This is a genomic window from Lentzea sp. NPDC005914 (assembly GCF_040629405.1).
In the GTDB taxonomy this organism is placed as follows: Bacteria; Actinomycetota; Actinomycetes; order Mycobacteriales; family Pseudonocardiaceae; genus Lentzea.
This window is the reverse complement of the sequence record NZ_JBEXVQ010000018.1, coordinates 95100-106993: the sequence shown is the minus strand read 5'-3', so window position 1 is coordinate 106993 and position 11894 is coordinate 95100. Positions and strand designations below refer to the sequence as shown.

The 11894-nt window shown below is 66.7% G+C and carries 10 protein-coding genes; 3 read left to right on the top strand and 7 right to left on the bottom strand.

Annotated elements, in window-relative coordinates; all coding sequences use genetic code 11:
- Positions 1–18: 18 nt before the first annotated feature.
- Positions 19–621, bottom strand: a complete 603-nt coding sequence (locus ABZ345_RS25335; RefSeq protein WP_359853398.1) for a DUF305 domain-containing protein — start codon at positions 619–621, stop codon at positions 19–21.
- Positions 622–625: 4 nt separating this feature from the next.
- Complete coding sequence (locus ABZ345_RS25330; protein ID WP_359853395.1) at positions 626–1345, bottom strand: lytic polysaccharide monooxygenase; 720 nt, start codon at positions 1343–1345, stop codon at positions 626–628.
- 280 nt (positions 1346–1625) lie between these two features.
- On the opposite strand from ABZ345_RS25330, the gene ABZ345_RS25325 reads away from it, so the two are divergent.
- The 3 genes from ABZ345_RS25325 (at position 1626) to pip (ending at position 3773) form a co-directional block, all read left to right on the top strand.
- Positions 1626–2087 carry a hypothetical protein gene (locus tag ABZ345_RS25325; RefSeq protein WP_359853392.1) on the top strand — a complete coding sequence of 154 codons (462 nt, stop codon included), beginning with the start codon at positions 1626–1628 and terminating at the stop codon, positions 2085–2087.
- Between the two features lie 89 nt (positions 2088–2176).
- The gene (locus ABZ345_RS25320) at positions 2177–2719 is read left to right on the top strand and encodes a DUF305 domain-containing protein (RefSeq protein ID WP_359853389.1); all 543 of its coding nucleotides are present in this window, start codon (positions 2177–2179) and stop codon (positions 2717–2719) included.
- A 106-nt stretch (positions 2720–2825) separates the two neighbouring features.
- A complete protein-coding gene (gene pip, locus ABZ345_RS25315; RefSeq protein WP_359853386.1) occupies positions 2826–3773 on the top strand; it encodes a prolyl aminopeptidase in 948 nt (315 codons plus the stop codon).
- Here pip and ABZ345_RS25310 read toward each other — a convergent pair.
- The 5 genes from ABZ345_RS25310 to ABZ345_RS25290 all read right to left on the bottom strand — a co-directional run bounded on the left by ABZ345_RS25310 (position 3770) and on the right by ABZ345_RS25290 (position 11882).
- The gene (locus tag ABZ345_RS25310; protein WP_359853384.1) at positions 3770–5203 is read right to left on the bottom strand and encodes a tannase/feruloyl esterase family alpha/beta hydrolase; all 1434 of its coding nucleotides are present in this window, start codon (positions 5201–5203) and stop codon (positions 3770–3772) included. The genes pip and ABZ345_RS25310 overlap by 4 nt on opposite strands.
- 154 nt (positions 5204–5357) lie before the next feature.
- Complete coding sequence (locus ABZ345_RS25305) at positions 5358–7331, bottom strand: amino acid transporter (protein WP_359853381.1); 1974 nt, start codon at positions 7329–7331, stop codon at positions 5358–5360.
- Positions 7332–7358: 27 nt separating this feature from the next.
- Positions 7359–9488 carry a diguanylate cyclase gene (locus ABZ345_RS25300; RefSeq protein ID WP_359853378.1) on the bottom strand — a complete coding sequence of 710 codons (2130 nt, stop codon included), beginning with the start codon at positions 9486–9488 and terminating at the stop codon, positions 7359–7361.
- A 130-nt stretch (positions 9489–9618) separates the two neighbouring features.
- On the bottom strand, positions 9619–11430 hold the full coding sequence (locus ABZ345_RS25295; protein ID WP_359853375.1) for a molybdopterin cofactor-binding domain-containing protein: 1812 nt from the start codon (positions 11428–11430) through the stop codon (positions 9619–9621).
- On the bottom strand, positions 11427–11882 hold the full coding sequence (locus ABZ345_RS25290; protein ID WP_359853645.1) for a (2Fe-2S)-binding protein: 456 nt from the start codon (positions 11880–11882) through the stop codon (positions 11427–11429). Before ABZ345_RS25290 ends, ABZ345_RS25295 begins: the two co-directional genes overlap by 4 nt.
- Positions 11883–11894: the final 12 nt, after the last annotated feature.

Here is an 11894-nt window from a genome sequence, read left to right as displayed (position 1 = left end):
GGACCGCTGACCAAACGCCTACTGTTCGCTGATGGCCTTCAGCATCTGCTGGATCTGGCCCTGCCGGGTGTTCGCCACCCGCTCCGCGTAGGCGGTGACCTCCGGGTTCATGCCGTCCTTCTTCTCCGCGAGCGCCATCTCCACGGCGGCCCCCTGGTGCCCGGCCATCAGGTTCAGGAACGTCAGGTCGAACTCGGCACCGCTCTTCTCCTTGGTCTCGCCGATGACCTTGTCGTCGAGCAACGGCTGGCCGCCGTGAGCGGCGTGCAGGTTCGCGCCGCCCTCCTCGGGCTTGCCCCAGAGCTTCAACCACGACTTGAGCGTGGAGAGCTCTTCCCGCTGGGTCGTGTTGATCGCCCCCGCGAGATCCTTCGCCTCCTGCTTCGTGGCCTTCGCCATCGCGACCTGCGAGAGGCTGATGCCCAGTTGCAGGTGGTCGACCATCATCTGCACGAACATGACGTCGGCGTCGTTGAACCTCGCGCTGGCGGTGGGAACGGGTGGTGCGGCGGAGTCGGCACCGTGTCCGTGGGCTCCTTGGCCCTCCGGCACGATCGCCTCTCCGCCGCACCCCGCCAGCGCCAGGACCGCGGCCGCAATCGCGATCACCAGGCGCTTCATCGGATCAGATCTTCTGCCACAGGGAAGCCGCGTTCGGCGGCTCCCAGCCGGTCAGCGAGGTGTGGGCTTGCAGGCACTTGTAGCTGGACCCGCCGTAGGTCACCTGCGCGCCGGTGGCGTAGTACGTGTTCGCCGCCCACGTGCCACCCACAGGAGGTGGCGTCGGGTTGGTGGTGGTCGGCGGCGGTGTCGGGTTGCCGCCACCACCGTTGATGTTGATGTCGATGCAGGAGTAGAACGCCTTCACCGTGTCGGCGATGTTCCAGACCGCGCGGAGCTTCTGTCGACCGGAGAATCCGCTCAGGTTGATGGTGTGCCGCACTGGGTCCACCGGTGCCGCGTTGCCGCCGTCGACGAAGCCCACGCGCGTGCCGCCGATGTAGTACTCGTAGTCACGCGTGCGGTGCCGGGCGGTGAACGTCCAGGTCATCGTCAGGCTGGTGCCGGTGCTGGTCGCCTGCCAGGGCAGGCTGTCGTTGTCCAGCACGTTGAAGTCGGAGCGATCTCCGCCGGCACAGGTCGTCTTGCCCTTGTCGCCTTCGTTGCTCTGCGGCTCCCATTCAGGACCACCGCAGTTCTTCACGACTCCTGAAGCACATTGCGCCTGCCGGCTGGGCGGTGACGACACGTAGCCGTGCGCGCTCGCCGTGCCGACAGGGGTGATGAACAGGAAAACAGGGATCGCGGCGAACAGGAACGCCGCTTTTCGAGCATGTTTGATCATCCGAACTCCTTGGATCGTTCCCAGGCGGGATGGACCCGTGGCAGGGGGCGGGAACCGGGAGCGACTAGATCGCTCGCCGATCCAGTTTCGGTGTGGTCTAGACCATAAACCTGGGCTCGGAAAGTGGTCAAGCACTCACCGGCTGTGGTCCAGAAATCGGTGGCTGTCAACAAGTCCACGCACTCGACTGGTCCTACTACCGCCGAACGGGCCACCGAACCAGACCAATCGCACCACTGGTATCGGGTGCAAACCTGGGCCGCACTGGGTAGCCCTGGTCATGCGCGATTTCACCCAGCCCGCCAGGGCGACCGGTCCCGGCGTGGTGGCCGACGGCCCGGCCGGAGCGGCCACGATCCTCGTGATCGATCCAGCAGGCGAAGCCCTGCACGACGAGATCCCCGCGACCTGGCGCCCGCTGGCCGAGACTCTCCGCATCGTGTGGCTGCGCGTCCCCGCCGCCCCGTCCTGGAAGTCCACAGTGGACAAAGTCCTGACCATGCACCGCGACGACACCTCGACCTTGCTCGACGTGGTGACCAGCGGCCCGCTGGCGGCCGACGTGATCGACCTCGTGCGCGACCACTCCGACCTGGTGCGCTCCGTCCTGCTGGTGGACCCCGAAGCCGACTTCCCGTCCGCCCGCGTGATCGCCCGCAGCCAGAGCTCCCCGGCCCCGCTCCCCCTCGGCCACCCGGACGTGGTCGCCGGACTGCTCGACGCCCTCAACGACCTCGGCTGACCCCGAACCACTTAGGTTGCGGAAGTTTCACTGAACCGGACACATCGGCCACCCGTATGCCTCGTCAGGGAACCGTGACGGGAGGCTTCATGCGTGCGCGTCTGCTCATCATCGTGCTGGCTCTGCTGGCGCTGACGGGCTGTTCGACCATCGGCGGAGGCAGCTCCAGTGGGCCGGCTGCCAACGAGGACGATGCGACATTCTCGCTGAGGATGATCCCCCACCACCGTCAGACCATCGAGATCTCCAAGATCGCGATCGAACGCTCCAAGGACCAGTTCGTCATCGACGTGGCCGACAAGATCTCCACCGCCGAGGCGGGCGAGATCGAGCAGATGGCCACCTACCTGCGCTCCTGGAACATCCCCGTCCCGGGCGACGACGCCGCCGCCACCCACAAGATGGCGGGCATGATGACCGCCAAGGACGTCGACGGCCTCAAAGCCGCGCAGGGCAAGCAGTTCGACGACCTCTTCCTGGCCGCCCTGTCCCGCCACCTCCGCAGCGGCGTGGACATGGCCAAGGACGCCCAGACCAAGGGCGAGCACGTGGGCTCCAAAGCTCTCGCCGGGAAGATCGTGGTCTCGCAGTCCGAAGTGATCGACCAGATCGCGGCCAAGAAGAAGGCCTGACGCACCAACAACACGCCGACACGCCCTTCGCGCCGCAGCGGAGGGCGTGTCGGCGTGTTGGAAACTGACGCGCGTCCGAAGACCCGTTCTCAATAACCTCCACCCCATGTACCCACAGGTGGAGCCCTACGACCAGGGCATGCTCGACGTAGGCGACGGCCAGCTCATCCACTGGGAGGTGAGCGGCAACCCCGGCGGCAAGCCTGCCGTCGTCTTCCACGGCGGCCCGGGGTCCGGCTCCCACCCGCGATGGCGCGAGGACTTCGACCCCGAGCACTGGAAACTGGTCCTGTGGGATCAGCGCGGCGCGGGCAGGAGCACCCCGCCGGCCAGCGACCCGGCCACCAGCATGGAGCACAACACCACCCAGCACCTGATCGACGACGCCGAGAAGCTCCGTGACCATCTCGGCATCGACAAATGGCTGCTGATCGGCGGTTCCTGGGGCTCGACCCTGATCCTCGCCTACGCCATCCAGCACCCGCACAGGGTCAGCGAGATCATCATCCCCGCCGTGACCGCCTCCCGCCCCGAGGAGCACGCCTGGATCACCAGGGGTCTCGGCATGTTCTTCCCGGACCACTTCGAAGCCCTCCTGAACGGCCTGCCGGAAGAAGACCGCGACGGCAACCTGGCCCTGGCGTACAACAGGCTCCTCAACTCCCCGGACCAGAAGACCCGCGACAGGGCGGCCTGGGACTGGTGCAAGTGGGACATGGCCACGATCACGGGCGGGGACAACGACTTCGAGGGCACCCGCTGGAACGACCCGCTCATGCGCTACCAGCTGGCACGGACCGTCACGCACTACTGGGGCAACGAAGCGTTTCTCGAAGAGGACTACATCTTCGGCAACCTCGACCGGCTCGAGGGCATCCCGGGCGTGCTCATCTACGGCCGCAACGACTTCGGCGGACCGCTGCACACCGTGTGGGAGATCGCGAAGAGGTGGCCCGACGCCGAACTGGTCATCCTGAACGACGCCGGCCACGTCATCATGGAGGGCAACAGCATGGACAAGGCCATCGCCGCTGCCGTTACGAAGTTTCGCTAGGGCGCAACGGGTCCGGGCCGGTGGTAGAGGTCCTCACCGGCCCACCGGATCCGATCCGAGAAGCCGAACCCCGGTGCCGCAACGAAGTTCGCCGCGTCGTCCACCGAACCCGAGCCGACATAGCGTGCCCGCAACGGATACGGGAACACGGGACGCGTCCGCACCACGTTGCCGGCCTGATCGCGACCAGTGGCGATCACCCGAGAAGGCGCGGCACCACCCTCGACCCAGGAAACGAGAGAGTGGAACGGGTCGAACTCGGTCAGCGTGTCGCCTCCGCCGCAGTGCCACATCGACGGGACGACGAACAACCGTGCCCAGTCCTGGGAACGGCCGCCGGTGAGGCGCTGCCAGTAGTCGAGGGTGCCCTCGAACGGGATGGCCTGGTCGTCGGCGCCGTGCCAGATGATCAGCTTGCCGCCCGCACGCCGGAACTCGCGCAGGTCCAGCGACAACGAGTTCGCCTTCACGGTCTCCGGCACCAGCCGCCGGAACTCGCTGAGCGTGAACGAGAACGAGTCGAGCGACGAGTGCGGCCGGCCGATCGGGTACACGAGGTGCTTCAGCGCGTTGTCAGCCAGCTCGGCGGCGAAGCCCCTGCCGAACTCCGGCGACGGGTTGAGCCAGAACGTCCACGAGATCTCCGACCCGTAGGGCTGACCGCCGGGGTAGAGCCGCACACCGCGGTCGGACGGGCCGGCGTAGAGCCGGCGGACGCGGACGATCTCGTCGGCGGTCAGCTGACCGGACAACGAGCCCGCGTCGAACTTGCACAGTCGCGGATCCTCGATCTGCCCGTCCACCAAGCCGTCCACACCGTCGCACGCCTTCATCACCGCGCTGTGCAACAGGAAGATCTTGTCGTTCGGGATGGAGTTCCGCGCGATCCACGCCTGGTAGCCGATCAGCGCGGTGTAGTACGCCGCCGGTGCCGCCGCGATGATTCCGTCGAAGTCGTGCGGGTAGCGCTGAGCCAGCAGCAGGCCCTCACGACCGCCGTTGGAGCAGCCGTTGAAGTACGACTTGGCAGGCGCCTTGCCGTAGAAGGCTTTGATGACCGCCTTCGACACCTTCGACAACGCGTGCGGTGCGCGGTAGAAGAGGTCGTCGCGGGCCTGCTGGTCGTTCGCCGCCCAGGTCGTGTCGAACCTGTTCTCCGGGGACTGGTGCCCGTCGTCGGTCGCGGCCACGGCGGCGTCACCGAACGCCGGTCCGCAGCCCTGCGGAAAGGCCGGATCGTCGATCGCACCACAGAATCCGCCACAACCGTACTGGAGATAGCGGCCCTGGTAGGTGCGGGTCGGCAGCTTCAGCTGGAACCCGATGTTCGGCTCGATCGTGCCCCGGACGTCGCAGAACTCGGTCGCGCCACCGACCACCGCGGCCGATGCCACCCGAGTCCGGGCGCCCGGAACGTCGAACGTGCGCACCAGGTCGACACACGAACGAACCGGGCGGGAACCAGACGCGGCAGCAGGAACGATCCCCGCTGCCGCAAGAACAACAGAAAGCCCGAATACGAAAAGTTTGCGATGCATAGCGTCCTTCCCCCTGTAGTCGGACGTACAGGGGGAAGTCTTGCAGCTATCCGACGTGCACGCGTGGCCGTCGGGACGGATCCTTCTCCGCCGAGCGGATGATCTCGCGTACGACCGGAGGCGTATCCCCGCGGCCGAGAATCAGGTAGCGGAACAGGTGCCCCAGCGGATTGCCCTCGGACCACTCGAAGTGCGCGTGCGGGATCACGCCGGTCGAGTCGCGCAACGCCAGCAGGATCGCCGCGATCGCGTTCGGCGCGGCGGGTGCGGACGCGCGCAGGATGCGATGGCCGTCGACCTCGACGCCCTGCACGCACAGCACGTTGCTGAACGCCGACGGGTCGACGATGTCGATCTCGAGGAAGATCACGTCCGCGCTGCCCGGCACCGGATTGATGCCTCGCTGCTCGGTCTCCTTCTCGTCGTACTCCGCCTTGTCACCGTCCTGGCGGCGGTTCGCGATCAGCGTGATCCGGCCGTCGTTCGCGATCGTGTAGGTGATGAAGTCGCGCGCCTTCTCGTCGAACTTGATCTTGTCGACGCGCAGCTCGGTGGTGCGGGACACGCGCGACACCAACGAGATCGCCACGATGCCGAGGATGAAGAAGAAGGAGATCGTGATGCCGTCCGGCTTCTCGATCACGTTCTCCACCAGCGCGTACAGCAGCACCAGCGTCAGCACGGTGAAGCCGATCGTCGCGCCGCGCTGCTTCTTGCGCCACGCCGAAACGGTGACCGCGAACGAACCGGACACCATCATCGCCAGGATTCCCGTGGCGTACGCGCCGGCCTGCGCGTTCACATCGGCCTTGAAGATGATCGTGATGATGATGCAGATGACCGTGTAGACGATCACCACGGGACGGACCGCGCGGCCCCATTCCGGTGCCATGCCGTAGGAAGGCAGGTACCGCGGCACGATGTTGATCAGGCCCGCCATCGCGGACGCACCGGCGAACCACAGGATCAGGATGCTGCTGATGTCGTAGACGGTGCCGAACGCCTCGCCGAGCAGCTCGTGCGCCAGGTACGCCAGCGCGCGGCCGTTCGCCGGTCCTCCCGGAGCGAACTTCTCCTGCGGCACCAGCACGGTCGTGATGAACGACGTCGCGATCAGGTACACCGACATGATCAACGCGGCGGTGGTCAGCAGCTTGCGGGTGTTGCGCACCCGGCTCTCCAGCCGCTCCTCCGGCGTCTTCCCGTCCGCCGCCACGAGCGGCATCATCGACACACCGGTCTCGAAGCCGGACAAACCGAGCACCAGCAACGGAAACGCCAGAATCGCCGGCCCGATCACACCGAAGACGCCGTTGCCGTGCGCCCCCAGAGCGGAAATCCAGCGGTCAAGAGCATCAGGTGTCGCGAATACGTCCACGAGGCCCACCACGGCCACCACGGCGTTCAGGACCAGGAACACCGCGACCAACGGGATCGCGACGCCCACGGCCTCGCTGAAGCCCATCAGGAACACGCCGCCGAGAATCAGCAGCAGCACGATCGTCAGAGCCATCTCGTAGCCGTGCAGCGACTCGGGAACGTTCGGGTTCTCCAGCGCGTGCACCGAGGCGTCGGCCGCGGACAGCGTGATGGTGATGATCCACGACGTCGCCACGAACCCGAGCAGCACCAGCACGAAGACCTTGCCGCGCCAGAACGGCAGCAGGTCCTCGAGCATCGCCACCGAGCCCTGGCCGTTCGGGCTCTCCCGCGCCACCCGCCGGTACATCGGCAGCATGCCCAGCAGCGTCAGCGCCACGATGAGCAGCGTCGCCAGCGGTGACAGCGCCCCGGCCGCCAGCGCCGCGATACCCGGCAGGTACGACAGCGTGGAGAAGTAGTCGACGCCGGTCAGCGTCATGACCTTCCACCACGCGTGCGGCTTGGCGTGCGACTCGGCGCTCTCCGGACCAGACGGTGCCACTCGGTCGGCGAGCAGCCACTTCCCCAGCGGCCCTCCCGGTGGCGCCGGACGTTCCGGGCTCGGCACCTCGGCGGGGATGGCGTACTCCGTGCTCATGGCGCAGAGCATGCCATCACCAGATGATCACGGTCTGAAGTCCGCCGGAAAACCAGCCTCCTGAACGGACAATCCGGACGGACGCAACGTTCCGATGCTGCCCTGGGTGTGCAGATCCAGGAAGAGGTCCACGACGTCCGGATCGAACTGCTCACCTCGGCCCGACCACAGTTCGCGCCGCGCCCGGTTCTCGTCCAGCGCCGTCTGGTGTGGACGATTCGACCGCATCGCGGCCCAGGCCACGCACACGGACAAGATGCGCGCCTCCGCCCGGATGTCCGCGCCGCGCAGCCCGTCCGGGTAGCCGGCACCGTCGTAGCGCTCGTGCTGCTGCCTGATCACGTGCGCCACGCCCGCGAACCCCGGCACCATCCGCGCGAGCCGGTAGCCGAAGTCGGGGTGCTGACGCAGCAGCCGCCACTCCTCCTCCGACAGCGCGCCCGGCTTGGTCAGCACCACCTCGGGGATGATGACCTTGCCGATGTCGTGCAGGCGTCCGGCGAGCTGCGTGATCCTGATCGTCGGCGCGTCGAGCCCGAACTCCCCCGCCGCCACGCCGGCCCAGCGCGACACCGAGCGGCTGTGGTCGTAGCGGTGCAGCCACCCGTCCACCCGGTCCGCGACCTGGCAGAGGAACTCCGCCATCGCGCCGTCGGTGTCCGGGTCGACCGCGGGCAACGGCTCGGGGCCGACCGCGATCCGGTTCCGCCCTGCCGCCTTCGCCGCGTACAGCGCGCGGTCGGCGATCACCACGACCTCGTCGGGACCGTCGCCGTGCGTCGGGAAGCTCGCCGAACCCACGGACACCGTGACGGACAACGGAATGTCGTCGTTGCCCGCGTTGACCGGAATCGGCTTCTCCGCCACCCGTTCGCGCAGCCGGTTCGCGATCACGGACAACCGGCCGGGACCGGCGTCCGGGACGAGCAGCGCGAACTCCTCGCCGCCGTAGCGCGCGAGGACCTCGCCCGCCCGGGATGCCGCGCGCAGCCGTGCCGCGACCTCCATCAGCACGTCGTCGCCCGCCGGGTGGCCGTAGTTGTCGTTGATCGACTTGAAGCGGTCGACGTCGATGATGAACACCGCCACCGAGCCCTGGTTGCGGCGCGCGCGAGCGATCTCCAACGGCAGCTGGGCTTCGAAGAACCTGCGGGTGTGCAACCCGGTGAGGCTGTCGGTGATCGCGAGCTTGCGCTGGTCCGCCACGAGCCCCGCCAGCCGGGCGATGATCAGCAACGACAGCAGCGCGCTGCCCGCCGCGATCACCAGGACGTCCTGCGACGACTGGCCGACGTCGTGGATCAGCATCAGCACCGGCGCGGCGAGGGCGGCCGACGACAGCGCGATGATCCGCCCGCGGGACAACCCCACGTCCTGGACGTGCGCGCGGTCGACGAGCCGCGCCATCGTCGGGTGCAAAGCCGCCGCGCCCATGCACAGGTTGGCGGACAACCAGATCGCGTCGAGGAAGTTGCCCGCGTGGTAGCTGCTGTCGAGGCGCTGCAGCACGTAGATCGTGTCCGCGGTGAGGATTCCCAGCAGGTTCGCCGTCAGCAGTACGAACGCGCGGGGCCGCGGCCCGGCGCCGAAGATCAAACGAAGTGCCACCACGAAGAGGGCGAGATCCATCATCGGATAGCCGAGCGACGCGATCTTCACCAGGACGGGCGACATGAGCCGCGCCTGCGGGCCGATCACGTAGAGCCAGGACGCCATGCCCGCGACCATCGCGAGCACCGCGGCGTCGAGCAGGCTCGGCAGGTCGAGTCCCGGAGTGCGGCGGCGGATCAGCAGGATCACGCCCGCCACCATCAACGGGTAATGCCCCAGGTAGAAGATGTCGGCCAAGGACGGGTAAACCGTGTACTTGAAGACGTAGTGCGATGTGTAGAACGTGAGGTCCGCGATCGCGTAAACGACCTGGCTGAGTGCGAGCAACACCCACGGCCGCCTCCATTGGGGACGGTTGCGCTTCACACCGCTGAATGTCGCGACGGCGGCCGAGGCGCTGATCGTGCAGTAGAGCACCACACGCACCGTTTGTCCCGTTGTTCCCGCAGGGCTGACCGGAATCAGGTAGTAGACACCCAGCAGCAGGTGACCTGCCACCAGGTACATCCACCACGCTCCGGTCCGGCCGGCACGGAAGATGGTCACACGAGACCCCTCGTTCTACGACTTGGTCGAGCCAGGTGATGATGCCCGACTTGGGATGATCGCGGCACCGCCGTTACTCCAATGAGGTGACCCACTAATACGGACGCTACCGCAAATCCCTGTTCTGTTTTCAGCGTGAAAGAAATCCGAGTGCCGCTGCGGCAGCCGGGTACGCCAGCTCACCCAATCCGCCCACGGGTGCGTCCGAAGCCACCACGACGACGTTGATCTCGGGTGTGTCGCCGATGCGCGCCCACGGGTAGTCCCCGAACGATTTTTGCACGACTTTTCCCTGCTTGACCGTGATTCGCGCACCTCGTGTCACCGAGATCGCGTCCATGATCGCGCCTTCGACCTGTTGGCGGACACCCGACGGGTGCAATGCGGTGCCGACGTCCACCGCGGCGGTGATTTTCGTGCGGCCGTCACGTGTTGTCTCAGCGATCACCGAGATGACCGAACCGTAGTCGCGATGACAGGCAACGGCTTGCGGTTCTCCGTCGTGCGCTTCCGCCGCGACTTCCAGAACTTTTCTGACTCGCCCGTCAGTCACCAGCTTCAACCGGCGTTCGAGCTGGTTGTGAGCCATGTCCAGGCCACTCAGGAACATCTCGTCCGCATAAACCAACGGACCTGCGTAGACGCTGCGCCAGAAGCCGGTTCTGATCGGCGGCGGCACGATGCCGAAGTGGACCTCTCCGTCCACGTCGTACGGATACTTGCCAGCCGACATCATCCGCAAGATCTGGGGGTTGCTCGTGACGTCGAGCATCGACGAGAGAGGCCATGTGGAAACGGCGTGATCCCGCCAGACGGGTAGTCCTTCGTCGTTGACCGTTGCTCGTATGCGATGGACTGACAATGGACGGTAGGAGTCGTGCTGGATGTCGTCGTCTCTCGTCCACAGCACTTTCACCGTCTTGCCGGTGTTCCGTGCGAGTTGGACTGCTTCCAAGATGAAGTCGACCTCGAACTTCCGCCCGAACGCGCCACCGGCACGGGTCGGGATCACCCGGACGCTCCCGAACTCCTCCTCCAGAAGTTTGCGCACCCGGTCAGGTGCTTGCGTGGGAGCCCACAGCGTGACCTCGTCGCCGGTGACTTTCGCCGTTGCCGTCGGCGGTTCCATCGGCGCGTGCGCGAGCATCGGCGCGACGTAGATCTTTTCGACGAACTCACCCGATGGCGTATTTCCTTCTGGCAAAGCGGCTTCGAGGTCCGCCAGCCACCGATCGCTGTCGGCGTCCGGAAAACCGCCCTGCCAGGACGTTTCCAGTTTCTCGCGTGCCTTGATCGCTGTGTAGGTGTCCCCGGCCAGCAACGCGAACCCGTTGTCCAGCTGCACGACCTCGGCGTTGCGGACTCCGGTGGCGTCGAAACTCGTTGGCGTGGCGCCGATCCACGGTGGCCTGGCGACGACCGCGACCAGGTCCGCCGGCTGGTCGATGGCGTAGGTGAGCTTGCCGGTGACGATCGCGTCCTGGTCCACTCGTTTGATCGCCGGATTTCCGAGGACTCGCCATTCGGTCTGTGGCGTCAGTTCGACCTCGCCCGGGGTGAGCGCCGAGGCTTCTTCGGCGAGCTCCTGATAGCTGAGCCGGGAGTCTCCGTGCTGGACGAAGCCGTCAGCAGCACGGCAGTCGGCCTCTGAGACCTGCCAGCGCCGGGCGGCTGCCTTGACCAGCAGGTGCCGGATGGTCGCCGCGGCCGTGCGGATCGGCTCGTGGAGGCGTTGCATCGTGTTGGAGTTGGCGGACATCTGCGAGCCGTAGGTGTCCGGATCGCCCTCCGCCTGGTCGATCACGAGGCTCTCGACGGGGACCTTCAGCTCCTCCGCGACCATCATGGCGACGGCGGTGCGCACGCCCTGTCCCGTGTCCGGAACCGGGACGGTGACCGTGATCCGGCCGGATTCCGCGTCGATGCGCACGAATGGATTCATGATTCAGCCTTCATGCGTGCCACGGCGTTCCTGATCGCCTTGCGGATCCTCGGGTACGTGCCGCAACGGCAGACGTTGTCCCGCAACGCCTCGTCGATGTCCTCGTCGGTCGGGTCGGGGTGCTTGGCCAGCAACGCGATGGTGGCCATGATCTGGCCGGGCTGGCAGTAGCCGCACTGCGTGACGTCCTCGTCCAGCCACGCCCGTTGCACCGGGTGGTCCTCGACACCTTCGATGGTGAGGACGTCCTGTTCGGTCATGCTCGCCACGGTGTGCTGGCACGGGCGGAACGCCTGTCCGTCCACTATGGACGTACAGGCGCCGCAGGCACCGACGCCGCAGCCGTACTTGGTACCGGTCAGACCGAGGTGGTCGCGCAGAACCCAGATCAGCGGGGTTTCCGGCTCCGCCTCGACAACGCGGATCTCGCCGTTGACTCGCAGCCTGTGCATGGTCACCTCACC